Origin of the sequence: Variovorax sp. DXTD-1, from assembly GCF_003984625.1 — a bacterium.
GTDB lineage: Bacteria > Pseudomonadota > Gammaproteobacteria > Burkholderiales > Burkholderiaceae_C > Variovorax.
The window spans coordinates 25,945-48,023 of sequence record NZ_RWKH01000021.1; the positions used below are offsets into that span (position 1 = coordinate 25,945).

General features: G+C 64.1%; 20 protein-coding genes and 1 tRNA gene. 8 read left to right on the forward strand and 13 right to left on the reverse strand.

Features of this window, described 5'->3' with window-relative positions; genetic code table 11:
* Nucleotides 1-6: 6 nt before the first annotated feature.
* The 3 genes from EJI00_RS19120 to EJI00_RS19130 all read right to left on the reverse strand — a co-directional run bounded on the left by EJI00_RS19120 (nucleotide 7) and on the right by EJI00_RS19130 (nucleotide 1,864).
* A complete protein-coding gene (locus EJI00_RS19120) occupies nucleotides 7-765 on the reverse strand; it encodes a BON domain-containing protein (protein ID WP_126749076.1) in 759 nt (252 codons plus the stop codon).
* Entirely contained in the window at nucleotides 762-1,406 is a 645-nt protein-coding gene (locus tag EJI00_RS19125; protein ID WP_126749077.1) for an SIS domain-containing protein, read from the reverse strand. Before EJI00_RS19125 ends, EJI00_RS19120 begins: the two co-directional genes overlap by 4 nt.
* 92 nt (nucleotides 1,407-1,498) lie before the next feature.
* Complete coding sequence (locus tag EJI00_RS19130; protein ID WP_126749078.1) at nucleotides 1,499-1,864, reverse strand: YraN family protein; 366 nt, start codon at nucleotides 1,862-1,864, stop codon at nucleotides 1,499-1,501.
* A 45-nt stretch (nucleotides 1,865-1,909) separates the two neighbouring features.
* Between EJI00_RS19130 and rsmI the strand changes: the two genes are divergently transcribed.
* Nucleotides 1,910-2,866 carry a 16S rRNA (cytidine(1402)-2'-O)-methyltransferase gene (rsmI, locus tag EJI00_RS19135; protein WP_126749079.1) on the forward strand — a complete coding sequence of 319 codons (957 nt, stop codon included), beginning with the start codon at nucleotides 1,910-1,912 and terminating at the stop codon, nucleotides 2,864-2,866.
* 2 nt (nucleotides 2,867-2,868) lie between these two features.
* Here the strand turns inward: rsmI and EJI00_RS19140 are convergent, their stop codons facing one another.
* On the reverse strand, nucleotides 2,869-3,597 hold the full coding sequence (locus EJI00_RS19140; RefSeq protein ID WP_126749080.1) for a glutathione S-transferase: 729 nt from the start codon (nucleotides 3,595-3,597) through the stop codon (nucleotides 2,869-2,871).
* 44 nt (nucleotides 3,598-3,641) lie between these two features.
* Nucleotides 3,642-4,274, reverse strand: a complete 633-nt coding sequence (locus EJI00_RS19145) for an FMN-dependent NADH-azoreductase (RefSeq protein ID WP_126749081.1) — start codon at nucleotides 4,272-4,274, stop codon at nucleotides 3,642-3,644.
* Nucleotides 4,275-4,380: 106 nt separating this feature from the next.
* On the opposite strand from EJI00_RS19145, the gene EJI00_RS19150 reads away from it, so the two are divergent.
* Nucleotides 4,381-5,268: a LysR family transcriptional regulator gene (locus EJI00_RS19150; protein ID WP_126749082.1), complete on the forward strand. Its 888-nt coding sequence runs from the start codon at nucleotides 4,381-4,383 to the stop codon at nucleotides 5,266-5,268.
* Between the two features lie 25 nt (nucleotides 5,269-5,293).
* Here the strand turns inward: EJI00_RS19150 and EJI00_RS19155 are convergent, their stop codons facing one another.
* The gene (locus tag EJI00_RS19155) at nucleotides 5,294-6,292 is read right to left on the reverse strand and encodes a Bug family tripartite tricarboxylate transporter substrate binding protein (RefSeq protein ID WP_126749083.1); all 999 of its coding nucleotides are present in this window, start codon (nucleotides 6,290-6,292) and stop codon (nucleotides 5,294-5,296) included.
* Between the two features lie 20 nt (nucleotides 6,293-6,312).
* A complete protein-coding gene (locus EJI00_RS19160) occupies nucleotides 6,313-7,482 on the reverse strand; it encodes a M20 family metallopeptidase (protein ID WP_126749084.1) in 1,170 nt (389 codons plus the stop codon).
* Between the two features lie 102 nt (nucleotides 7,483-7,584).
* Here EJI00_RS19160 and EJI00_RS19165 point away from each other — a divergent pair, with 102 nt between their 5' ends.
* Nucleotides 7,585-8,523, forward strand: a complete 939-nt coding sequence (locus EJI00_RS19165) for a MurR/RpiR family transcriptional regulator (protein WP_126749085.1) — start codon at nucleotides 7,585-7,587, stop codon at nucleotides 8,521-8,523.
* Between the two features lie 40 nt (nucleotides 8,524-8,563).
* Here EJI00_RS19165 and EJI00_RS19170 read toward each other — a convergent pair whose 3' ends face one another.
* A complete protein-coding gene (locus tag EJI00_RS19170) occupies nucleotides 8,564-9,100 on the reverse strand; it encodes a hypothetical protein (protein ID WP_126749086.1) in 537 nt (178 codons plus the stop codon).
* 384 nt (nucleotides 9,101-9,484) lie between these two features.
* On the opposite strand from EJI00_RS19170, the gene EJI00_RS19175 reads away from it, so the two are divergent.
* The gene (locus EJI00_RS19175; protein ID WP_260590780.1) at nucleotides 9,485-9,712 is read left to right on the forward strand and encodes a helix-turn-helix domain-containing protein; all 228 of its coding nucleotides are present in this window, start codon (nucleotides 9,485-9,487) and stop codon (nucleotides 9,710-9,712) included.
* Nucleotides 9,713-10,129: 417 nt separating this feature from the next.
* Here EJI00_RS19175 and EJI00_RS19180 read toward each other — a convergent pair whose 3' ends face one another.
* Nucleotides 10,130-10,957: an ImmA/IrrE family metallo-endopeptidase gene (locus EJI00_RS19180; protein ID WP_126749088.1), complete on the reverse strand. Its 828-nt coding sequence runs from the start codon at nucleotides 10,955-10,957 to the stop codon at nucleotides 10,130-10,132.
* A 24-nt stretch (nucleotides 10,958-10,981) separates the two neighbouring features.
* Between EJI00_RS19180 and EJI00_RS19185 the strand changes: the two genes are divergently transcribed.
* From EJI00_RS19185 to EJI00_RS19195, 3 genes are all read left to right on the forward strand, one after another.
* On the forward strand, nucleotides 10,982-11,293 hold the full coding sequence (locus tag EJI00_RS19185) for a hypothetical protein (protein WP_260590786.1): 312 nt from the start codon (nucleotides 10,982-10,984) through the stop codon (nucleotides 11,291-11,293).
* A 681-nt stretch (nucleotides 11,294-11,974) separates the two neighbouring features.
* Nucleotides 11,975-13,825 (forward strand): ATP-dependent nuclease, encoded by a 1,851-nt coding sequence (locus EJI00_RS19190; protein ID WP_126749090.1) that lies wholly within the window; start codon nucleotides 11,975-11,977, stop codon nucleotides 13,823-13,825.
* A 58-nt stretch (nucleotides 13,826-13,883) separates the two neighbouring features.
* Nucleotides 13,884-14,093: a hypothetical protein gene (locus tag EJI00_RS19195; protein ID WP_126749091.1), complete on the forward strand. Its 210-nt coding sequence runs from the start codon at nucleotides 13,884-13,886 to the stop codon at nucleotides 14,091-14,093.
* Nucleotides 14,094-14,243: 150 nt separating this feature from the next.
* Here the strand turns inward: EJI00_RS19195 and EJI00_RS19200 are convergent, their stop codons facing one another.
* The 4 genes from EJI00_RS19200 to EJI00_RS19215 form a co-directional block, all read right to left on the reverse strand.
* Nucleotides 14,244-16,760: a DEAD/DEAH box helicase gene (locus EJI00_RS19200; protein ID WP_126749092.1), complete on the reverse strand. Its 2,517-nt coding sequence runs from the start codon at nucleotides 16,758-16,760 to the stop codon at nucleotides 14,244-14,246.
* Entirely contained in the window at nucleotides 16,757-19,324 is a 2,568-nt protein-coding gene (locus EJI00_RS19205) for a site-specific DNA-methyltransferase (protein ID WP_126749093.1), read from the reverse strand. The genes EJI00_RS19200 and EJI00_RS19205 overlap by 4 nt, the downstream gene beginning before the upstream one ends.
* A 518-nt stretch (nucleotides 19,325-19,842) precedes the next feature.
* Nucleotides 19,843-19,917 (reverse strand) — tRNA-Arg (locus EJI00_RS19210).
* A gap of 40 nt (nucleotides 19,918-19,957) precedes the next feature.
* Nucleotides 19,958-20,629 carry a TetR family transcriptional regulator gene (locus tag EJI00_RS19215; protein WP_126749094.1) on the reverse strand — a complete coding sequence of 224 codons (672 nt, stop codon included), beginning with the start codon at nucleotides 20,627-20,629 and terminating at the stop codon, nucleotides 19,958-19,960.
* A 176-nt stretch (nucleotides 20,630-20,805) separates the two neighbouring features.
* Here EJI00_RS19215 and EJI00_RS19220 point away from each other — a divergent pair, with 176 nt between their 5' ends.
* Nucleotides 20,806-22,071: an efflux RND transporter periplasmic adaptor subunit gene (locus EJI00_RS19220; protein ID WP_126749095.1), complete on the forward strand. Its 1,266-nt coding sequence runs from the start codon at nucleotides 20,806-20,808 to the stop codon at nucleotides 22,069-22,071.
* Nucleotides 22,072-22,079 lie beyond the last annotated feature (8 nt).

Consider the following 22,079-nt stretch of genomic DNA (forward strand, 5'->3'; position numbering starts at 1 on the left):
TTTTGTTTAGCGCACCGGCGAGGTGGTCACGCCGCCGGGCTGGGCCGGGGCCGGCGACAACGGTTCCATCGGCGGCAGCGGCACGCGCGACGATGACGAAGGCGCCGCGCCGGCCGGCGCAGGTGCGGGAGCGCCCGTGCCGCCGCGCTGGGCCTGGTTGGCCAGTTCGGCCTCGCTCACGATCTCGACCACGCGCACCACCTTCTGCACACCCGAAATGCCGCGCGCGATTTCGGTCGCGCGGTCGGTTTCGCGGCGGGTGGCAATGCCCATCAGGTAGACCACGCCGCGTTCGGTCACCACCTTGAACGAATTGGCGAAGATGTCCTTGGCGTCGAGCAGCGAGGCCTTGACCTTGCCGCTGATGAACACGTCGTTCGAACGTTCCTGGAAAGTGCTGGGCTGGCCGATGGTGAGCTCGTTGACCACCGAGCGCACGTTGTCCACGCGCTGCACCACTTCTTCGACGCGTCGGCGGTCGGCCTCGCTGCCCACGGCGCCCGTCAGCAGCACCTGGCGGTTGTAGCTGGTCACGCTCACGTACATGTGGTCGTTGGCAATTTCGCGCACGCGGGCGGCCGCACGCAGTTCGATGCCCTGGTCGTCGAGCTGGGCCCCAGAGCTGCGGCGGTCGGTCGCCACCATGCCCACGCCCATGGCGGCCGCGCCCCCCACCACGAGCGGCACGCAGCCGGAAAGCCCGGCAACCAGCACGGCTCCCGAGGCGAATGCAATGGCGAGGCGTTGGAATGGTGTCGTCGTCATGTGGAAGCTTCCTGTTCTCCGAGTAGCTGGGCATCCACGCCATCGCACAGGCAATGCAGTGCGAGCAGGTGGACTTCGTGGATGCGTGCCGCACGCTCGTGCGACACACCGATCTGAACATCAGTTTCGCGCAGCGCGCGCCCGATGGCGCCGCCGGTTCCGCTGCTGCCCGCTGCGGGCGAGGCCGGCTGGCCGATGCTGGCATTGCCGAGCAGGGCAACGACGGTCATGTCGCGCTCGTGCGCGGCCATGACCGCGGCCAGCACGGAAGCCGACTGTCCGCTGGCGCTGAGTGCCAACAGCACGTCGCCGGCCTGGCCGAGTGCGCGCACCTGGCGGGCAAAGCGGTCGGCGTCGATGGCATTGGCGCTGTCGGCCGCGGGGTCGGTGGTGTCGCCGGGCAGCGCGATGGCGCCCAGCTCGGGGCGCTCGCGCTCGAAGCGGCCGACGAATTGCGCCGCGAACTGGGCCGCGAGCAGGCCCGACACGCCCGCACCGCAGGCCAGCACCTTGCCGCCGCTGGTCACGCATGCCAGGATGGCCTGCATCGCCTGCGATATGGGTTTGCTGAGGACTGGGCCGGCCTGGTACTTGAGGTCGGCGCTATCGATGAAGTGTTGCTGAATCCGTTGCTCGAGCATGGGGCGGGATGATACCGGGGGGCAATGAAACAAGACGTTTGCGGTGTGGAGCCTTCGGCGGCCATTCAGTTCCCGCTCGGGCGGCGACGACGCTAGCCCGCGTCGAATGCTCCCTTCAGCCAGGTGATGCGCTCTTCGACCAGCACCACGTCGAAGCGGCAGGGCGGCAGCGTGCGCAGGCCGTTCAGATAGTGCCGCGCGGCGAAGACGATGCGCCGCTGCTTGATGCCCGTGATGCTGCCGCCGGCGCCGCCATGCGCGGCCGTGCTGCGCTGGCGGACCTCCACGAACACCAGCGTTGCGTCCCGCGGATCGCGCATGATCAGGTCGATCTCGCCGCCGCCGCGTCCGGGCGTTCGATAATTGCGCGCAACCAGCGCCAGGCCGGCATCCTGAAGATGGTCGAGCGCGGCGTCTTCCGCCGCATCGCCGCGATGCTTGGTCGTGATGGTCTTCATGCTTGCTCCCTGCCGGCTTTCTTATTTGTTCTTCGGAGAAACCCATTGGCTTCACTAGCACCCGCTTCTTTCGGCGCCGCCCTTGCGGCCGCGCACGACGCCTCGGGTGCACAGCATTATCCGCAGGGCACGCTGTACGTCGTGGCCACGCCCATCGGCAACCTGGCCGACATCACGCTGCGCGCGCTGCATGTGCTGCAACTCGTCGACGTCATCGCCTGCGAAGACACGCGCCATACGCAAAGCCTGCTGCGCGCCTACGGCATCGACCGGCCGAATGCCCGGCTGCTGGCCGTGCACCAGCACAACGAGGCCGAGGCCGCGCAGGCCGTCGTCGCGCGGCTCGCACAGGGTGAGCGCATCGCCTACGTGAGCGACGCCGGCACGCCCGGCGTGAGCGACCCCGGCGCGCGGCTGGTCGCAGCCGTGCGCGGCGCCGGCCAGCGCGTGCTGCCGCTGCCGGGCGCCAGCAGCGTGACCACGCTGATCGGCGCGGCCGGGCTGGTGGCCGACGGCGGCGACGGCAACGCCAGCAGCGCCTTCGTGTTCGCCGGCTTCCTGCCGACGAAGGCGGGCGAGCGCGACACCGCCGTGCAGGCGCTCGCGCAAGAGCCGCGCGCCGTGGTGCTGCTGGAGGCGCCGCACCGCATCGAAGCCCTGGCCCGCGCGCTCGCCGCGCTCGGCGAGCGCCGCATCACCGTGGGACGTGAGCTCACCAAGCAATTCGAAGAGATCGCGACCGTGCCGGCCAGCGCCCTGCCCGACTGGTTCGCGGCCGACCGCGACCGCACGCGCGGCGAATTCGCGCTGGTGCTGCATCCCGTAGCCGTTGCGGCCGACGACGGCGCCGAGGGGGAGCGCGTGCTGCGGCTCCTGCTGGCCGAGCTGCCGGTGAAAACCGCCGTGCGCCTGGCGGCCGAGATCAGCGGCGCGCCGCGCAATGCGCTGTACGAAACGGCGCTGCGCATTCGCAACGATGCCGGTTCAGCGGACGACGAATAAGCTCAGCCGTCCAGCTCCGCATAGCGCCTGAAGATCCCGTCTTCATTGAACGCGATGCGGCGCGGGCTTTTCAGGTAGTCGTGCACACGCTCCCGGCGCTTGACGTTGTCGTGCAATTTCTCGACCTCCGGCGTGGCGGCCAAGGCCCGCGCGGTGGCCTTCGGAAATGCATAGTGCAGGCCATCCACCAACTGGAAGAGCGACAGGTCGGCATAGGTCAGCACATCGCCGACCAGGTGCGAAGACCCCGCGGGGTTGCGCTGCAGCACCCGCTCGAACCAGTTCAGGAACTTTGGAATGCGCTCTTCGCGGAAGGCCCGCGCGCGCTGCATGGCCGCGTCGCGCTGGTCTTCGTAGTAGGCGCCGGTCGAAATCGGGTGGTGCGTGTCGTGCGCCTCGGCCACCACGTCGGCAATGGTGAGCTGCAGCTGGTGCGTCCACAGCCCGTCGGACTCGCCGACGCCCGCCAGGCCGAGCCTCGGCCCGAGGTACAGCAGGATGGCCGCGGTTTGCCCGACGACGACGTCGCCGTCGATCAGGAACGGCGGCGCGAAGGAGGGGCGGACGATCTCCGGACCGTCGAGCCGCTCGCCCAGCGCGGACTCGCCGCCGCCCTTTTTCTCGGGCAGCCGCGCCACGTCGACATAGTCCGCCCCGGCCGCCTCGAGCGCGAGCCGCACGAATTCGCCTCGGCCCTGAATGGTGGACCAGTAATGAAGTTGGTACGTCATGCGGCCATGGTGTCAGGGTCTGCGCGGCCCTGCAACCGGCCGGTTCAGAGCCCCTCGGCGAGCTCGATGGCTCTGCGCTTTGCCTCGGCCCGGGCGCTGGCGTCGACATCCGGCCCCATCAGCGTCTTTTCGACGACGACCGAGCGCACCTCGCGCACGCCGATGAACCGCAGCCACGTCTCGATGTAGGGCAGCTGAAAGTCGAGCGCGTGCGCGGAGCCGTCTTTGCCCAGCGGGTAGTCGAGCCCCCGCGCGCAGACCACCGTCGCCATGCGGGTCTGGAGCATGCCCGAGAGGCCCGATGCGTCGAAGCGGAACAGCACGTCCTTGTGCGACACCACGTCGATCAGGTGTTTCAGCTTGTAGGGAATGCCGAAGTTCCAGAGCGGCATTGCAAGCACGATGTGGTCCGCGGCGTGGAAGGGCGCGGCAATGCGCCGCACTTCGTCCCACGCCGTTTGCTGCGCAGCGGTGAGCGGCACGCCGTTGATGCCGGCGTACTTGGCGTCGAGCATGTCCTGCGACAGCTCCGGAAGCTCCATCGTCCATGGGTTGAGGGTGGTGACGCGGCAGCCCGGGTGGACGCGCGTCACCTCGTCGATGAATGCCCCGGCGACCTCGATGCTGGCGGAGCGCGCAGCCCTCGGCGACGTCTCGATGTACAGAAGTTCTTTCATGGCATGCGTGAGGTGAATGGTTCAGGAAAGCCGAGGCTAGGCATCGCACGCAATGCACACAAGCAACATAATTTGCACCGATTCAGAACCAATGGCACTGAAACCCATGCTCGACTCCCAACAGCTGCGCGCCTTCGTCTCGGTGGCCGAACACGCCAGCGTGACCCGCGCGGCCGAGGCCATGCACCTGACCCAATCGGCCGTGAGTGCGCAGATTCGGCGGCTTGAAGAGCAGCTGGGCTGCCGCGTCTTCGACCGCACCACCCGATCGCTGCAGCTCACAGCCCAGGGCAGCGTGCTGCTGAGCTATGCCAGGAGCATCCTCAAGCTGCAGCAGCAGGCGGTCTCCAGGCTTGCGGCGCCCCGCCATGCGCCGGCCACGCTGCGCCTCGGATGCTCGGAAGGGTTCCCCAGCGAATGGCTGTTCGCCGCACTCGCGGGTTTTCGCCAGCGCAGGCCGGAGGTGCATGTGGAAATCACCTGCGGCATCAGCACGGTGCTGGCCAGGCAGGTTCGGCAGCGCTCGCTGGACCTGATGGTCGGCACGGTCTGCGATGCCGGGAGCGACACCGAAACGCTCTGGATGGAGCCGCTGGTATGGGCCTTTTCGGAAAGGGCGCTGCTCGACCCCGACGCGCCCGCCCCGCTCGCGTTTTTGTCGGAGCCCTGTCCGTTCCGCGAAGCCGCGCTCGCCTCGCTGGCCGGCCACGGAACGACGAGCTGGCAGATCGTGCTCACCGCACAGGGCTCGGGCCCCCTGGTGGCCGCCGCGGCCGCCGGCCTGGCCATTACCGTGCTGACGCCGTCGGGCATGCCGCCCCTGCTGCGCTCCATTGCGCCCGGCGGCTTTCTGCCGCCGCTGCCGCCCGCGCGCTTCGTGATCCAGCAGGCCGAAGGCAGCGCGGCGCCGGAGCCGCTGGCGGCGCTGGTCGACGCGGTGCGCGAGGCCTGCTTCCGCTGGCGCGGGGCGCATGCGAGAACGCTCGACGCGTAGCGTCGGCACCCTCGGCGGCGGCTGGTTATTCGGCGGTGATTCCCGCCTTGCGCACCACGTCGCCGAACTTCACGAGGCGCTCGGACATCATCTTCTCGAAGGCGGCGGGCGTCATTTCCTCGGGCACGATCACGCCGCGGTCCTTCAGGCTGGCCTGCATGGCCGGCGACGTGGCCACCTGGCGCACGGCCTTGTACAGCGTCTGCACGATGGCGTCGGGCGTGCCGCCCGGAGCGGCCAACCCGGTCCACGAGGTGAGATTGAGCTGGGGATAGCCCACCTCGGCCATGGTGGGCACGTCGGGCAGCTGCGGCAGGCGCTGGTCGGCCGCCACGGCGAGCGCGCGCACCCTGCCCGCCTGGATGTGCGGCAGCATGATGACCAGGTTGTCGAGAATGAACTGCACCTCGTTGGCCAGCACCGCCGTGATCAGCGGCGTGCCGCCGCGGTAGGGAATGTGGGTGGTGAACACGCCCGTGGCCGCCTTGAGCATCTCGACGTTGAGCTGGCCCATGCTGCCCACGCCGCCGCTGCCGTAGTTGAGCTTGCCGGGGTTCTTCTTCGCGTAGTCGATGAACTCCTTGAAGGTCTTGATGGGCAGGCTCGAATGCACCACCAGCGCATTGGGCTGCCGGCCCAGGATGGCGATGTTCTCGAAATCCTTGATGGGGTCGTAGCCCACCTTGGGCTGCGTGAGCGGGTTGGCCAGGTGGCTGCTCTGCGACGACACCACCAGCGTGTAGCCGTCGGGCTTGCTGCGCGCCACCATCTGCGACGCCACCGAGCCGCCCGCGCCCGCGCGGTTCTCCACCACGATGGGCACGCCCAGCGCGCTGGACAGCGGCTCCGAATACTGGCGCGCCATGATGTCCACCGACCCGCCCGGAGGGAACGGCACCACGAGCGTGATGGGTCGCGAGGGGTATTTGTCGTCGGCGCGCGCAGCCAGCGGGGCCAGGCCCGCCAGGCCAAGCCCCAGGCCGGCGTTGAGGATGTGGCGGCGGGTGGGTTGTGTGGAATGCATGGGGATAAGCTCTCGGAAAGTCAGGGGTGGTCGAGGATGGCCAGGGCCACGGCCTGGGCGCGCGGCACGAAGGTGGCGAGCTCGCAATATTCGCGCTCGGTGTGGGCGTGTCCGCCCACGGGGCCGGTGCCGCACAGCGTGGGCGCGCCCACCGAGGCGGTGAGGCCGCTGTCGGCCGCGCCGCCGGTGAACTCGCCCTGCACCTCGAAGCCCAGCGCCCTGGCGCCGCGCTGGTAGAGCGCCATCAGATCGTCGGGCGTGGGCCTCATGGGCATGGTGCGGCGCGCATCCGTCACGCGCCCTTTGGTGCGCGGCACCGATTCTTCCTCGACGATGGCGCGCACCTTCGCAAGCAGCTCGTCCGGGTCGGTTTCCGACGTGAAGCGCATGTCCAGCTCCGCCTTGGCGTGCGGCGCCACCATGTTGGGCACGATGCCGCCGTGCACCACGCCCACGTTGGCGGTAACGCCCGTGGCCGGATCGGTCAGCGCATGCAGCGCGATGGTCTTGCGGGCCAGCGCCTCGATGGCGCTGGCGCCGGCCGCGTGGTTGATGCCCGCATGGGCGGCGACGCCTTCGACCTCGAACTCCACCACCATCGAACCCTTGCGGCTGGTGACGAGGTTGCCGCTGACGCGGCCCGGTTCGGCATTGAGCACCGCCCGCGCACCGCGCGCCTTGGCCATGATGCGGTCGCGCGTGGCGGGCGAGCCGATTTCCTCGTCGCACGAGAAGAACAGCTGCAGCGGCGCCTTCAGCCCACCGCAGCGCGCGAAGGCCTCGGCCACGAACACGTTCATCACCAGGCCCGACTTCATGTCGGCCACGCCGGGACCGTAGGCGCGCCCGTCCTGCACGCGGAAGGGCCGGCGCGCCGCGGTGCCCGCCGGGTACACGGTGTCCATGTGCCCCATGAGCAGGATGGGCGCGCCCTCGGCGGGCCCGGGCACCTGGGCGTGCAGCAGCACGCCATAGCCCGGCACGGACTCGAACTGCACGGCCACCCCCGCGGCCTCCAGGTGCTCGCGCAGCGCCGTGGCCACCGCGATCACGCCCGCTTCGTTGCGGCTGCCGCTGTCAATGTCGACCACTTTCTGCAACAGGTCTTGCATGGCCTGCCCCTGGTCGGCCAACCAGTCCAGTATGCGCGCCCGCACCTGCGAGCGGCTCTCTTCAAGGGTATCCTGCATCTTCGTCCTTCGATGAACCCCGCGGCGGCGGGGTGAAATTTGGGCCGCAGTGTTGCACGCGTTGTCGGTGTTTGCAATGCTTTTTTCATAAATGAGACATCAATGAAATCATCATTGCAAGAATCGGCCGGCCTGCTCACCGAGCGCCTGACCCGCCAGGGCGGCGAACTGACCGCCAGCGAACGCGCCCTGGCCGAGGCCCTGGGGCGCGACTATCCGCACGCGCTGCTCGAATCCGCCACCGCACTGGCCGCGCACAACGGCACCAGCGCCTCCACCGTGGTGCGCCTGTTCGCCAAGCTGGGCTACGCCAGCTATGCCGAGGCGCAGCGCGAAGCGCGCGCGGAAGTGACCGCCATGCTGCAGACGGCCGGCCAGCGCGCCCCCGTGACCATCGGCACGCAGCGCAGCCTGCAGCAGTGCGTGGACGACGCCCTGCTGCACGACCAGCACAACATTGCCGCCACGCGTGACGGCCTGGACATGGCGGCGTTCGAGGCCATGGCCACGCGCATTGCCAAGGGCAAGGGCCGCCTCTTCGTGCTGGCGCAGATCAACAGCGCCCCCGTGGCCGCTTGGCTGGCGCTGCACCTCAACATGTGCCGCCCCGGCGTGCACGAGCTGGGCGCGGGCGCGGTGACCGCCACCGACCAGTTGCTGTGGATACAGCCCGACGACGCCCTGCTCGCCTTCAGCATCCGGCGCTACGCCAGCGGGCCGGTGAAAGTGGCGCAGCGCTTTCGCGAAGCCGGCGCGCAAGTGCTGGCCATTACCGACAGCCCCGCCGCGCCGCTGGCCAAGCTGGCCCACCAGCGGGTGCAGGTGCGCACGTCGAACGCATCGCCGTTCGACTCTTACACCGCGGCCTTCTTCGTCTGCAACGCGCTGGTGTCGGCCGTGGCGCAACTGCGGCATGAGGCCGTGCCGCAGGTGCTGGCGCGGCGCGACCAGCTGTGGAAGGACGTGGAGGAGGCGCAGCTGATCGTGGATGAGGCGCCTGTGCGGGTGGGGTTGGGGCGGCGCAAGGCGGGCAAGAAATAGGCAAGGAAGGGGAGAGTCGCCCGGCTGCGCCGCGGACAAACTAACGACTCGGGTTTCGATCATCCTGCGCGCGAATCCGCTCACCGCGCTCAACGCCTACGTGGTGAATGCTGGCCAACTCGCAGCGCCGCCACAAATTCACGCCCTCCAACGCACTGGTGATGTCGATCTCCGCGAGCCCAAAGAATCCCAGGACCACCCCTTGCGCGAATGCCAAGATCAGCGGCTCCGCGTGCTCGGTATTCCTCAAGCTGCCGCGGATCAGTTGTCCGCCAAGCTCCATGAGCTTCAGTGTGTGGGTAGATGCGGTTGCGGTACTTTCCTTCGGCACCCGCAGACACCAAAGCCTGGAGCCGAGCGTCCACACCGTGTGGCGCTGAACTTCATCGCACCGCGCCTCTTCGATCACCATCTGCCTTGCGCGGATTGCATCGAAGTTGCGATGGTCCCGGCCGTAGAAGAATTCAGCGAACTCATCGGCTTTCTTCGCGACGGCGCGTTCGTTGCGCACCATCTTCTCTGTGGCCCTGAGGTCTGACACACGCTCGACAAGGAAACCTAACTCATCGTCTGACATTCGGCGACCGGACGCGCGGCGGTCATACCAGTCCGCTAGTTGGGCCAAGGTCTTGCATTCCGTGAAAGCCCTGTCGAAGGGCATATCAGGAGCGAGGCAAGCGAGCCGCTTGGGCTTGCCTTCAATCCGCTTCAGAGCAGCGTCCCTCCGCTCGGGCCGCGCTCGAGAAAACTTCCTGCACTTCATTTCGAATCCCCCTGCCGCTTATTGGTATCGCGTCGGTCGGTTGCCGCCGCGCAGGAAAGATCGTAACTTAAAAGCTACTTATAGACCGCGCTTTTATGGACCGCCGACTTATGGACCGTGGAGTCTTGGACCTTCTAGGGCGACCATCGAGAAATGGCCCGAGTACCACCCCCACCAGAAGAAAGACACCCTGCGCTGGTGGCTTTTGGCCAGGCCGTGCGAATTCGGCGGAAGGCGATGAATTTTTCGCAAGAGTCGTTCGCCGACGAGTGCGGGATCGACCGTAGCTACATGGGCGGCGTAGAACGCGGCGAACGCAACCTCGCCATGGTGAACATGATGAAAATCATCGACACCCTGGGCGTGCAGCCCTCAGAGTTCTTCAAGGCGCTGGATAAGCCCGCCAAGAAGAACAAGTCTGCGTAGCGATCGGTGGTCGGGCTGCTCCAGCTGACTGTTTGCGAGATCAGTCCTAGGCGGAGATCACAGCCACGCATGCGCCTCGGCCACACGCCTCCGTTGAACCTTCGCGAAGGCTGCTGTGCAGCGTCTGCGGTCTTCGGTCCGATGGACACGAACGACCGCAATCTGCCGCTCCACCGCCATCCCTGACCACATCTTCCAACGCGCACAACGTGCTTCAATGTCTCGGATCATGCTGGACATGTACATCCAGCAAGCCCTAGGCCAGAGGGCTGCTTATTTGGGCCAGACAGATTCACGGCCATATGCGTCTGGAAAAGGTAGGGAAAATCTACGCCATCCGACACAAGCTGGTCAAGGCGTAGGCGCCTCCAGCCAACAAAGGCGGCCGCGTGAAGCGATCGCCACGGCTCGATCTTTCTAAAGGTATACCAAGCTGGTTTGGCGCAGACGAATCGCCATTGTGGAAGGGGAAACTTGGAAGAGATCGCACAACGCATCGAAGTGGCGGCCGCCAAATCGCCTCGCCTGCGCAACAAGCCGCTCGAAGGTAGGCAAGGGATTGGGGGAGTTCATCAACGAAGCGTAGCTGGGCCCGAGCAGTTCCCATGCAACGGTGTCCGTCAGCCTCAGGTGCTCCACGCCGAAACAGGCCAGGAAAGCGAGGCGAAGCTGCTTCCCAGGCACCAAGAAGCAACCGGCGAAGTGATTCGCCTGACGCTCTTTCGGATCGGCAGGCGCATATGGTTCGGTCAGTCCATGCATCGGCATTTCCCGGTGGTGGTGAAGCCCCGGATGCATGAGCAAGTGTCCGACTTCATGGGCCAGGGTGAAAAGCTTCGTGCGCGGCTTCTGCTCATCAGAGATCGCAATAACTCTGGCCGGGCGATTGATGAATCCACCTAGCTCAAATCCCTTTCGCGTTCCAGTGCAGCTCAGCCACCCCTCTTGGACCTCAAAGCCGAGGTACTGTGCAGCAACCCAAGGATCACAAACGTCCATCGGGGTGACGTTTTGCCCCGGCCAAAGCGTGCACTGTCTATCCCACAACTCTAGTTGCAGCTTACGCGCCGCCTTCTCAGGGTCGATACGGGTCGTGGCCGGTGTCATTTCGGCACTGTAATACAGATCCATCGGAAACGCTATATGCGGGGCCAAAGCAAGGGCCTGGACACTACATCTAGTGTTTCTTGGTGACGGGCCGGCCTGACCAACGTGCGCGTCGTAGACGCGGAGCAGCCGGTTCATGCAGAGGCGTCTGTCGATGCGGCGATGTGCAGGCTCGGGCTCATGTTCTGCATGAATCCGGCCGCGGCGCTGCCCGCAGCATTCAAAGTCCTGCGACCGAGCGGTCGCTTCGTCGCACTGGTGTTCGGTGACCCCGCGAACAACCCTTGCCGCTGCCTACGTCGCCTTCGTTCGAAGTTCGGGTTCACCGATCATGGAATCCTCGCGCCGCTGGATGCAAAGGCCAAGGAGTCGGCTTGGCGAGAAATGAAGGAGGCGCTTCAGCATATTCGCGGCGATCAGGGCTGGCTGGGGCCAAACGAACTCTTGCTCGGCTCGACGACGCGAGCGGGCTGAGGCCAGCGTTGGCAGCTTGCTCTTCACAGTCCCGAGTCGCGTCCAAGGTGCTGGCGGCTTTGCAGCGATAGTGCCAATTTGCCTGGGCGCATTGGGCGTCAGCAACCGGTCTCAATCAGACTTTTAATTCAACGGCCGCAGCAAATCATCGTCACATTCGATGCTCGATGCCTCGCGCTCATCCCATGTTCATGGGAGAACGCTCGTAAACCCCCACCCGACAACAGAAGCGGAGGTACACACTCCAGCGCTCATTGAAACAAGGAGGCGTCATGAAGAAGATTGCAATACTCATCAGTGCGCTTTGCTTAAGCTGTGGAGTACTTGCGCACTCGGGAGGTACCGACAAGAACGGCTGCATCGCGACAACAAAAGTGGGGGCTCCCACTGCCATTAACAAGCGCTAGGAGTTCCAAGGTATCTCACAGCACATTCGATATGTGATCTGGCTTTGCTAGCCCTGCTTCGCAGCAATTGCAGAGTCTCGCGTCGCTTGTAGTCGCACCTCATGGATCACCATAGCAGCGAAGTCATCCGAGCTGATGTTGGGATTCAAGTAAGGCTTTCCCGCTGCATTTCAGTATTGCGGAATGAGTCGCAGCCTGGCTGTACAAAATTCGACTACAAATGTGGCAAAAGAGTTTGGACGGACAACTATGCCTAAACGGCCGAGGGAGTGCTATGCGGCTGCGCCGATTTGAAATCCGCAACTACAAGTGCATTGAGCACGTGATCCTTGAGTGGGAGGACCTTATCGTCCTCATCGGGGAGAACAATGCGGGCAAGTCGTCCGTACTGTCGGCCATCGCCGTGTTTCTCAGTGGCAGTTCCATCAAGGACTCGTCGCTCTTTCGTCGACATCAAACCGGCGACGCCAATGCGATCGAACTGATAGGGCATTTCGATAGCTTGACCGACGACGAGACGGGCCAGGTCGCCGTGCGCGGTCGCATGGACGGCGACCGGTGGGTACTTAAGAAGCGCTACTGGTTTGAGCTTGGCGAAGACGGCGAGGCTGGGGGTTGGAAGGAAGTGCTGTACTCCTTTTCCGGCCTCGAGCAGTTTGTGGGTTGGCCTGATCCAGACACAACCTGGGCAGCGTTCCCGGCTGACTATCAGCCGATCATTGATTCGTTGCCAAACAAGGGGGCGCGTCCCACCGTCGGCTCGCGGGACTCGCTTAAGGTTGCCGTGCGCGAACAGCGCCCCGACCTGGTCGTGGTCGGCGCTGCGGCCTGGGTGCCCAATCCCGGCGGCGGCGGCAATTGGAAGAGCAACGCGAACTCCATCCTGCCGCGGCCCATCCTGGTGAGGGCAGTTCAAGAGGCAAGCGACGAGACCAACGCGAAGGACGCGTCGACGTACGGGAAGCTCATCAACCTCATCGTTGAGCGCAGTCTGGCTCAGCGCCCCGAGATGGCCGCGCTCCAAGCGGCTCTGGATGACGTCTTGGCACTTTTCCGTCCTGACCCCGCCAACCCGCGCCGGCAGGCTCAGGAGGTTCGTGACCTGCAGGACCGCATCAACCGTAGCCTGAACGAGGTCGTCGGCGGCCAGGCTCTCATCCGCACCGAAGCGCCTGAGCTGCGCACGATGGTGCTACCGTCTACCTCCCTGGTCATCCGAGATGCTCAAGCAGGCATCGAGACCGAGGTGAGCCATCAAGGTCACGGCCTGCAGCGGACGCTTGTCATCACGCTGCTTCAGTTGCTTGCTGATGCCCAGGCTCAGGGCGTGCAAGGCGCAGTGCCTGGCTTAGAGCGCGGCACCATTCTCCTGCTCGAAGAGCCTGAGCTCTATCTGCATCCTCAGATGGAGCGTCTGATGCGCGACGTCCTACATCGCCTGGCGGCGCAGCCGGGTACCCAGGTGGCTTGTTGTACCCATTCCCCGGTTTTCCTGGACATCGCCGCGAACTACCGCGCCATCGTGCGCATGTTCAAGACGCCCCAAGGGGACGCGTCTTGCCATCAAGTGACACAGGACTTGTTCCCCGGGCAACCGAACCAGACCGACAAGCAACGCCTGAACACGGTCGCGCGTTTCGACCCCACGGTCAACGAGCTCTTCTTCGCCCAACGTGTCGTGCTGATGGAGGAGTTCAGTGCGATTGCGGCCTTCGAGCGCGCCGCTGAACTGATGGGGCTATTCGAGCGCCATTTGCGTCTGCGGCGAGAGGTCTCGCTTGTGGACTGCAACGGCAAGTCCAACATTCCCGCGTTCTTGCGTGTGCTCAATGCGTTCAACATCCCATACCGAGTTCTGCACGACGAGGACCCAGGCAATCCCGCAGCACAGGCCACCAATCAGCAAATCCTCGGGCTTCTCCCTCAAGGAGCTGCTCAGGTCCACATGGTGGCCCCCGACCTCGAAGGGCTGCTGGGCTACCAAGCCCCCGGAAAAAACAAGCCCTATGCGGCGGTTTGCACCGTGGAAAATCTGCACTCTCAGGGACATTTGCCGGCTGCATTCCAGCAGGCCGTGTGCATGGCCTACTTTGGCCAGCTGGCCGAGCCGCAGCCGGCGGTCTGACCCAACGACAAGCAGTCAACCCGCAATGGTGGCGAACTCAAAAGCCAACGAATCAAGCATGCTCACCGGCGAACTCCGCTCCCAAGTCGACTCAATCTGGAACGCCTTCTGGTCCGACGGCATCTCCAATCCCATGTCGTTGCGAGTCAAGCTGCCATTGCCCACCTCGGGCGTGGCGCTCGTATCGTCAACATCGGTCGCCGATGTTCGCCGCGCTGCAAATTGCGCTTGCATTACAAGCGGTCAGTCGATCTTCGGCGCCGACTGACGACAATCAGTCTGAAGTGGGTATACCCGAAGCGCGGCTACGCAGCGACTGCTGTCGATCGACAAATCGACGTCAAAAACCGGTATGTGCCAACAAACGGCCATACAGGCACGCCGCGATAGCGTGCGGCGGCCCCTTAAGCCGCATGCCCTACTTGGCCATTTCCTCAAACAGATCATCCAATTGCGGATTACTGGTCATTGGCAGCAAGCGCTTGATGGTCGCAGCCTGATTGATCTCCAATCTCGCGAAGTGCTCGCCACCCGCGTTCGTATGCTTGCGGATCAGCTGAATTCGGCCGAACAACGCACCGTGCTTTTGGGCGAACCTGGCGAGGCCGACGGCCTTCTCGAAGTTGTCGCCAAGGCTCGGGTCATGAGGCTCGAGGATGTCGACATCAAAGGTCTCACTCGTCTTACGCACGATCACGAGGTCCGGGAACATTGGCCGGACGTCCCCGCCAGTCTCGTAGGGAATCTCGAGCGACCAGGGCTTGCGGTCCACGTTCCTGAGCCAACCCACCACGGCTTGATTCGCCAGCTCTTCCTTGAGCACCCCGGCCTCCCAGGTTCCAAGCTCTGCCCGGAACTGCCCGCTGCTCTCAACGAAGAGGTGGCGCTCCCAAATGGCATCGCTCGGCTTGCGCCGGAAGTCGATCGAGTCGGGAAGGTGCCATGGCACGTCGCTGGGCGTCGTGGTGGCCAGCCGGAGGTTCTCATAGGTTGCTCGGCGATGCTGCTTGAGCTTGTGTATCGACTTCTTGTGCTCGTCGTACAGCGCATCAAAGGCCACGCCAGCGAGCTTCTCCAGCTCGCTCATCTGAGCCGCGTCGCGTGCCAGCACGATTGCCTCGACCTTGACATCGACGGCACGGCGCTCAGCATGGGCGCGCCAGTACTCCATTTGCAATCCATGGCTGAACGCTCGGCCGGCCTCCTCGAACAAGCGATCGATGTCGACGCTTGAGGCGCTAATCTGATAGTCCGCTCCGGGCTCGGACACGTTGGTCCCGTTCTGCACCGCCAGGGTCCGCAAGCCCACGTGGGTGATGGCCTTGGCCGCAGCTTCGAACTGTCCGGCGGCCTTCAGCGCGGCAACTCGATCGTCCATCCACTTCACGATCTCAGCCTTTGCATTGCCCCAAGCCTCCTCGTCGATCTCGTCTACGGTCAGGCTGCGGCAAATCGCCATGAATCGGCGCAAGGGACTCTGCGCCCGTGCTGCGTTGACCCGGTAGGTCACGAGTTCGTCCAGAACTGCGAACAGGGCTTCGGTCCCCTCGCGGCGCTTGAGCACGACCAGTTCCCGGCTGGAGCCAGCCTCCGTCGGGGGCACCTCTTCCTGGTTGTGCAAAGCCGCGACGACACCCTGCACCGCCTGCGTATCGAAGTAGGGCAGGAACAGATGCACATCGTTCAGCGCCGCGTCCTTCTCGATCCGCCGCGCCAAGGGGGTGCGCACCATGCGGCCAAGCAACTGGGCGATGTAGGTGTGATCCTCGGCACGCCGGAACGACATCATGACTTCCGCGCGTGGGCAGTCCCAACCGGTAGACAGGCTGGTCTTGAAGAACACTACGCCGATGTTCTTGTCCGCGTCGATGCGCGATGCCTCCACCTTGCGCACGCGCCGACCGCCTACATCCAGATCGCCAGAGTCGTGCAGCGCGTGCGCGACCTCGCCTTCATTGAGACGGCGGCCGATCGCGCTCTCGATCACGGTCAATGCGTCGGCGAGATCGGTCTTGGTCAATTGACGGTCGGTACCGTTCTCCACCTGCACCACCAGCACTGGCCAGACGGTCGCCTCCTGTTCGTCTTCGCAGTAGGCGCCCCAGGCCACCGTCATCTGGCTCCAGCGTCGCGCCGCCTCCTCCAACAAGCCCATCTCCGCTGTCGTGGCCGATTCCGGGTGGTGGATCAGGATGCGGTCCTTCAACAGGCCCGACTTGCGCACCTCTTCGGCTGGAATGGCGACCTTGTGCACAGTGTGCGGGGCGTGTTCCAGCAGGTCCATGAAGCGCTTGGGCGTGGCAGACACACCGATCACCAAGGGCATCTTCACTAAGCCCGACTGCGAGTGTCCCAGCAGAAAACGCTGCATCAGTGTCTGTGCGGCTTGCGCGCCGCGGCCAGAGGTCATGCCGCGGTGTGCCTCGTCAATCACGACGTAGAAGCGGCCGGGGATTGCGCGCGCTGTGTTAGTCAGCGTCTCCCAGATCAGGTGCTGTCGCCCGTCGCCGCGATTGGTCAGCGGCTGGTTCACCGCGAGCTTCTGTGTGTTGATGAAGTAGATGCGCCCACCTTGCAGCTGCGGTGCGTCAAAGTTAGCGTCGATGGTGATCAGCTGATTGACGCGGTAGACCTTGTCAGACTTGCCCTCGATCTTGAGTCTGGTTTGCTCGTTGAGCTCAGGCATGTCGGACACCCAAAGGATCGCGGCATCCGGCTGCGGTTCCCAGTCCAGTGGCCATGCCAGTTCGTCGTCGGGCTGGTCGAGGATGGCCTCGAACAGCGCCGTCATGATGATCGTCTTGCCGCTACCAGTAGGTGCGGAGAAGGCGATCACCTGTGGGTTGTCGATGGTGGCGAATTTACGCGCAGCGACGATTCTTTCACGCAGCTGGTGCAGCGCCTCCCGCTGGAAATCAAACAACGAGATCTTCATGCTCGCGCCCCCTTTGCATCGCCTTGGACCAATGCTCCAGTGGTTGCCCGATGCTGGTTGTGGTTGATCATGAAGTTGAGCAAGTAGTCGCGGTACAGCTGCGCAACCTGCAGGTCGGGGTTGGTCTTCTCGGCGATCTCACGAATCTCCCTGGCCATGTTCTTGAACGACTCATCGGCGTCGGTGACGATGAAGACGTGCGACAAGCCCTCCCTGCCGCGAATTAACTTGAGCATGCGCGACATTCGAGTTTCGTCGAGCAGCACAATGAAGTTGCTGCCATCTGGCGCAAACAAGGCCGGCTCGGGCTCTCCGCGTTTCAATTCAGGCCGACGACCCGCGGCACCGGCCTTGAGCCATAGCAACGGAAGAATCTCGCGGAACGCGCGTCGCAGCGATACCCGCTCGGATTCAAGAAAGTCGAGCTTGAAGTACGCGAGATTCGCTTCGAAGCCTTTGCTCATGGGGCGCCGCTCCTCCTCTGACACAAGAAGCGGACCCAGCAGGTCTATGACTTGCGCCTTGAGTTGGTCGAACACTCGCTTGAGTGGGGTGACAATGTAGAAATCAGTAATGTGGTCTTGGCCGTCCAGCGCCTCCAGCCAGTCGTCAGCTTTAAATGGATCAAAGAGCACGCTCGCCTTGTGCTCTTCCGACACGATGAATGGGCAGGGCTCCTTGACCAAGGTCTGTGGCAAAGCATCGATCAACGCAACAAGCTGCCTCTTCTTAGCAGCACTCTCCAGTGTTGCTGGATCGACAAAGCCAACCTGCATAAATCGGCGACCCCTTTCACGTTCTACGTTCCGCCCAGTGTAGTAGTCGCTCGAGAGGACTGTGCCATCGTCTCGTCGCCCGAGAATGGTGTACTTGTTTCGTGGCCATGTCACCGATCGACAGATGCCGAGCGATTCCCATGCCGCATCTCCGGGCTGCAGCGCCCTTGCGCTAAGAGCAGCGGCTTCGTCTGCTGAAACCTCATTGTTCGTCACGAGAATGCAGCGGCGCCGGCCGCCGTCTGTAGCGTTGAGCAGATTGACTGCGTTGAGGGTCGTGCCGCTACCGGCGAAGAAGTCGAGAACAAGCCCATTCGGCTTCTGACCGACGGTTAGACGCAGCGTATCTACAACTGAGTAGAGTGATTTCGGGAAAGGGAAGGTCTTGCCCGGTAATACAGCGCCGACCAAGTTTGTGCCGTGCCATCCAGCGTGATGCGTGGGGCGATTCCAGACTGTCTTGGCGACTGTTTTTCGACCGTGCGCTACTTCTGGATTCGGGGTAACGATAACTGCGCCCTGCAAGTCGCGGCCCGAGATCAAGATCTCTCCCGTTTCGATCTTCTGGATTGCAGATTTTCCGAGATACCAGATCGTTCCTCGGCCTTCACCGGGGCGGTACTCTGCTACTCGAACGAAACCCTTCTTTGCCAGTTGCCTGAGGTATTCAGGAGATGCGCGCCAGTTTCCTTCCGAACCATCGCTCTTTAGCGGCCAAACCGCAGTAGCTCCAGCTGGTATCTGCCAAGCATCCCGAGGAGTTCCAAGAGGCTTTGAATCACCGGCTCCGACCATTTCTCGGGATTCAGGTCGGATGTAAACGGGATAGAAGAGCGCTGGGCGATCTACGCGACGAGAATTTGTCCCACTACGCAGGAGTGATTCCCAGCGCACAGTGCTCGGATTATGGGAGGGCTTGTCGTTGAGTAGATCATCTGCCACCAGAGGGGGTTCGGCAGAGCCGATGAAAAGGAAGTAGGCGTATTCCTCGACTCGGGCAAGCTGCTGCTTTCTCGTCTGACCAGGCGCATTGATTACGATGGTGACCATCTGCATTCGAGCGTCCGGAAACATCTTCTCCAGCAGCATTCCGAGGTGCAGATATTCCTTCTCGTCAATCGTCACAACGAGTACAGAGTTGTCCGGCCTGAGGAGACGCTTGGCGAGCTGAAGCCGCCTCTCCATAAATGCGAGCCACTTACTGTGCCGCCAGCCATCGTTGCCGTCAACATAGTCGTTGTTGTACTTCCAGTCGCGCGCGCCGGTGTTATACGGCGGATCGATGTAGATACAGTCCACCTGTCCCGCGTAAAGATATTCCAGCAGCTGCAGCGCGTGGTAGTTGTCGGCTTCGATCAACGTATGCCAAGGCGCGTCCGCCGGGCCGTTGGCCACGGCATCAACCGGGACCAGTGATGGAAAGATCGGGTCGCCGAACTGGCGAACGACCAAGAGTTCCTCGACGGCCCATTGAGAGGCTGCGACCGGGGCATCGCGATCGGGCGTATGCCCAGCGGCCTGTTGAGCCTCCCTCCCTGGCTTCACGCAGACGGCCATGCCATTCCTGATCTGCTGGACCTGCCAAACGTCCTTGATCGGCCCATCGCGCCGGCAAACCAGATCGCCGCGTCGCGGCTTGGCCTTGCGTAGCGGCAGCAACTCCGGAAGATGGTCCTCGAACACGAGGCCGAATTTCTTGCCCCTCGATGCGTTGGCCCACTCGGCCGCTAGCCGATCGCGTAGACGTGGGTCGCTGACTTGCGAAATCAAGTCGTGGATGGCTGACAAGTGTGGTCCTCGTTTCTGGTTCTACCGGTCGACCGACAAGGTCGATCCAGTTGGGTACTTTGGTGTTGTTGTGGCAACCCAGCGATTGCCGATTTCGCAGAGTTTGCCAAAACCGTGGCGCCGATCGACTAGCAGACAACTCGGATCGAGCTGCGTACGGCAAGCATAAGCGACCGGTTTCGGCGCTCGCAGCCCCTCGGCAGTCAAACCCTATCGGCCGCAATCAGGCTGAAGCCGACTTTGCGGCGGACTTGAATGAGCTTACCCAGGCAGCTTGTCAAGATCCCTTCGCCATAGTTGCGTTTCTAGAACTTCAACTCGATGCACCTCCTGGTGCTCGGCATCCACCGCGCCAGAAGATGGGAGAGGAATCGGCCCAGTCCCCCTACCCCATCGGCCTCCAACTAGCATCGGATTCGGTCAAATTTCCTCGAACCAATCGGACGATAGAACCGCATCCCCCAGACAAGAAAACAAAAAAGCCGGACACCCTTGAAAGTGTCCGGCTTCTTGCTATTTGGTCCCGCCGCCAGGAATCGAACCTGGATCTCAGCCTTCGGAGGGCCGAATTCTATCCGTTGAAATACAGCGAGGAATCTGGGTTCCGGCAGAACCGGAGCCCCGCATTATCGCCTATGAAGCGACGACTTCTTCGGCTTCGTTCCCGATACCTGCGGCCGAGTTCCGCCCAAAGCCCAGCCCGGCCAGGTAAACGCGGAACGTGCGCCGGCCGGTAAGCACCAGGTCGAAGGCGGTCGGGTCGAGCAGCCAGTTCTGAATGAGTCCGCTGATGAGCGCGTGCAAGCCTTGGGCGGCCACGTGGCCGGGCACCGGGAGCTTGAGCTGGGCGCGGCGCGCGGCCAGGCGCAGCGCCTTTTCGAAATCGGCCACGCAGGCATTGCGCGCATCCAGGTGCCGCTGCTGCACCGAGGCCATGTCGTGCGTGTATTCGACCTTGTGGGTGGCCACGTCGAACACGCGGCGCACCTGGGGGTCGGTGGCCATGAGGGTCAGCGCGTGCACCATGCCCTCCTCGATCTCGGCCAAGGGGTCGTCGTTGCCCGCCGCGGCGGCGGCCCTGGGCCCGGCTTCCAGCGGCAGGATGACGCGCTCCATCATCGCGTTGAAGATATCGGCCTTGTCCTTGAAGTGCCAGTAGATGGCACCCCGGGTCGCGCCGGCCTGCTGCGCAATCTGCTGCAGCGAGGTCTGCGAGACGCCCTGCGCCTGAAACAGCAGCTCCGCGGCATCGAGCAACCGATGCCGTGTGGCCAATGCTTCTTCCTTCGTACGACGTGCCACCAAGTCTCCTGTTTTGTAAAGCCAAGCCCTTTCTGCATCGTGGGGCCATTCAATCCTGTCACTATACATCCATGAATGTATGTAAACTAGCGGGCTTCCCCGATGGCCCGGCTGTTTATGCAGGCTTTCTGTTCGCTTGGCGAACGCGCCATCTCCCGTCTTTGCTTCAAAGGATTCGCATGCCTCTCCTGCATGTTTCGCGTCAATCTTCGTTCTCGCCGCGCCTCGCGATCGTGGCCGCTGCCGTGGTGCTGGCGCTCGCGGCCTGCTCCAAGGGCGATGCGCCCGCCGGCAAGGGTGGTGCAGCGGGCGGCGGTGCCCCGCCGGCGCCCGAAGTGGGCGTGGTGGTTGCCGCGCCAACCGACGTGGGCCTGGTCACCGAACTCCCGGGCCGGCTCGAAGCCTCGCGCGTGGCCCAGGTGCGGGCCCGCGCCTCGGGCATCCTGCTGAAGCGCGAATTCCGCGAAGGCAGCGACGTGAAGGCCGGCCAGCTGCTGTTCCGCATCGACCCGGCGCCGCTGGTGGCCGCATCGCAAAACGCGCAGGCCACGCTGGCGCGCGCTGAAGCCAACGCCGTGCAGGCCAAGGCACTGGCCGACCGCTACAAGCCGCTGGTCGAGGCCAATGCGGTGAGCAAGCAGGAATACGCCACCGCCGTGGCCTCGCAGAAGACAGCCGAGGCCGACGTGGCTGCCGGCCGCGCCGCCGTGCAAACCGCCAAGATCAACCTCGGCTACGCCAACGTGACCTCCCCGATCGCGGGCCGCATCGGCCGCGCGCTGGTGACCGAGGGCGCGCTGGTGGGCCAGGGCGACGCCACCGAGCTGGCCGTGGTGCAGCAGATCAACCCGATGTACGTGAACTTCACGCAATCGGCGTCCGACGTGCTGAAGCTGCGCCGCGCACTGGCTGCCGGCCAGTACAAGCGCGCCAACGGCGAAGAGGCCGCCAGCGTGACGGTGGTGCTGGAAGACGGCACCGACTACGCGCTGCCCGGCAAGCTGCTGTTCTCGGACCTGACGGTGGATTCGACCACCGGCCAGGTCACGCTGCGCGCCGAGGTGCCCAACCCGAAGGGCGAGCTGCTGCCCGGCCTGTATGTGCGCGTGAAGCTGGAGCAGGCGCAGGCCACCAACGCGATCACGGTTCCCCAGCAGGCGGTTACGCGCACGCAGCAGGGCGACACGGTGTCGGTGGTGAGCGCCGACGGCAAGATCAACCAGCGCACCGTGAAGATCAGCGCCGCCAAGGACAACCAATGGGTGGTGCTCGACGGCCTGAAGGCGGGCGAGCAGGTGATGGTCGACGGCTTCCAGAAGCTGCAGATGATGCCGCCCGGCACGCCGGTGAAGGCGGTGCCGTGGAAGAAGCCGGCGCCTAACGGTGCGGCACAACCGGCAGCGCCGGCGGCGTCTGCCGCGGCTGCGCCGGCCGAGAAGAAGTAATAGCAGGA

Excerpts from the sequence above, each read along its gene's own strand:
- EJI00_RS19120 (WP_126749076.1), bottom strand. The coding sequence starts at position 765 with ATGACGACGACACCATTCCAACGCCTCGCCATTGCATTCGCCTCGGGA.
- EJI00_RS19125 (WP_126749077.1), bottom strand. The coding sequence starts at position 1,406 with ATGCTCGAGCAACGGATTCAGCAACACTTCATCGATAGCGCCGACCTC.
- EJI00_RS19130 (WP_126749078.1), bottom strand. The coding sequence starts at position 1,864 with ATGAAGACCATCACGACCAAGCATCGCGGCGATGCGGCGGAAGACGCC.
- EJI00_RS19140 (WP_126749080.1), bottom strand. The coding sequence starts at position 3,597 with ATGACGTACCAACTTCATTACTGGTCCACCATTCAGGGCCGAGGCGAA.
- EJI00_RS19145 (WP_126749081.1), bottom strand. The coding sequence starts at position 4,274 with ATGAAAGAACTTCTGTACATCGAGACGTCGCCGAGGGCTGCGCGCTCC.
- EJI00_RS19150 (WP_126749082.1), top strand. The coding sequence starts at position 4,381 with ATGCTCGACTCCCAACAGCTGCGCGCCTTCGTCTCGGTGGCCGAACAC.
- EJI00_RS19155 (WP_126749083.1), bottom strand. The coding sequence starts at position 6,292 with ATGCATTCCACACAACCCACCCGCCGCCACATCCTCAACGCCGGCCTG.
- EJI00_RS19160 (WP_126749084.1), bottom strand. The coding sequence starts at position 7,482 with ATGCAGGATACCCTTGAAGAGAGCCGCTCGCAGGTGCGGGCGCGCATA.
- EJI00_RS19165 (WP_126749085.1), top strand. The coding sequence starts at position 7,585 with ATGAAATCATCATTGCAAGAATCGGCCGGCCTGCTCACCGAGCGCCTG.
- EJI00_RS19170 (WP_126749086.1), bottom strand. The coding sequence starts at position 9,100 with ATGTCAGACGATGAGTTAGGTTTCCTTGTCGAGCGTGTGTCAGACCTC.
- EJI00_RS19180 (WP_126749088.1), bottom strand. The coding sequence starts at position 10,957 with ATGAACCGGCTGCTCCGCGTCTACGACGCGCACGTTGGTCAGGCCGGC.
- EJI00_RS19185 (WP_260590786.1), top strand. The coding sequence starts at position 10,982 with ATGTGCAGGCTCGGGCTCATGTTCTGCATGAATCCGGCCGCGGCGCTG.
- EJI00_RS19190 (WP_126749090.1), top strand. The coding sequence starts at position 11,975 with ATGCGGCTGCGCCGATTTGAAATCCGCAACTACAAGTGCATTGAGCAC.
- EJI00_RS19195 (WP_126749091.1), top strand. The coding sequence starts at position 13,884 with ATGCTCACCGGCGAACTCCGCTCCCAAGTCGACTCAATCTGGAACGCC.
- EJI00_RS19200 (WP_126749092.1), bottom strand. The coding sequence starts at position 16,760 with ATGAAGATCTCGTTGTTTGATTTCCAGCGGGAGGCGCTGCACCAGCTG.
- EJI00_RS19220 (WP_126749095.1), top strand. The coding sequence starts at position 20,806 with ATGCCTCTCCTGCATGTTTCGCGTCAATCTTCGTTCTCGCCGCGCCTC.